Origin of the sequence: Lactiplantibacillus sp. C232 (assembly GCF_023806725.1) — a bacterium.
Taxonomy (GTDB): domain Bacteria; phylum Bacillota; class Bacilli; order Lactobacillales; family Lactobacillaceae; genus Lactiplantibacillus; species Lactiplantibacillus plantarum.
Genome location: NZ_JAMSKZ010000043.1, coordinates 1 through 1,212 on the forward strand (window position 1 = coordinate 1; position 1,212 = coordinate 1,212).

General features: G+C 40.9%; 1 protein-coding gene. It reads left to right on the forward strand.

Features of this window, described 5'->3' with window-relative positions; all coding sequences use genetic code 11:
- Nucleotides 1-40: 40 nt before the first annotated feature.
- On the forward strand, nt 41-1,212 hold a 1,172-nt coding region (locus MZO41_RS16510), incomplete at its 3' end, for an ISL3-like element ISP1 family transposase (protein ID WP_148419045.1).

Below are 1,212 nucleotides of genomic sequence, written 5' to 3' on the forward strand. Positions count from 1 at the left end.
AATCAAGTCGACCAAAACCAATTGAAAGCGAGTGTCAGATATGTCCCAAGACCATTCTACTAAAGTACTGCTCCAAATTAAAGACCCAAATATTACTGATTTAGTTGTTCAAGAAGCTACTAACGGAAGCTTACAAGTGCTTGCAAAGCTAACGTATCCGGTTACTGTTTGCGCACGTTGTGGCAAACGTTCCATGGTTAAGAATGGCTTTAAGACCGTTCACATCAGAATTCCTAGAATTAGCGAACGAGTCACCATCCTTAACTTAAAGAAGCAGCGATTTATCTGTAAAAATTGTGGTAAAAGTAGTTTAACAACGACTACGCTGGTTAAAAAACATCATCAAATATCTGAAAACAGTCTGCATGCCATTGATCTATCATTAACTGAAGACCGTACGATGGCGAGCATTGCGGCTCAATACAATGTCTCGACCAATACGATTAGTCGCCGAATAAAGTTACTCGGACAAGGTACCCAACCAGCTTTCAACGGACTACCAACGATGCTTTGTATCGACGAATTTCGTTCAACTGGTAAACAAATGAGTTTTATTGCGGTGGATGCCCAAACCCACGACATCATTACAATTTTACCAGGACGTAAGAATGCCGATATTAAAGACTTCTTTCTCAATCATTATTCTAAACGTCATCGTGACCGCGTAACCCGGGTTGTGATGGACTTTAATTCTCAATATCAACCCGCGATTCGAACACTCTTTCCACACGCCAAACTAGTCGCAGATAACTTTCATCTTGTTCAAATGGCCTTACGATCTTTGAATCAAACTCGGGTCCAACTCATGAAACGCTTTAACCCTAAGAGTCGTGAATACCGAGTGCTTAAATATTATTGGCGGTTATATTTAAAAGATTATGACAGCCTCGAAAAGCGCAAACCTCAATGGTTTGCGCATCTTAAAGATCGCATGACACCAGAGCAATTAGTCGTAGCCGGTTTAAATCTAGACCAACAGTTTCGACAAACCTACCAAGCCGCACATGCCTTAGTTAAGGCTTTTCAAAAGCGTGATTATCGATCTTTCAAAGCAGCACTAGGTCATGTCGAAAATGTCAGTCCTCAGCTAATGACCAATATTAAAAGCTTTATCAAGAACCGGCAACTCATCAAAAATATGACTACCGGCCGATTATCAAATGGTCCCGTCGAAGGTGTGAACCGTAAAATCAAGCAAATCAAAAGAACCGC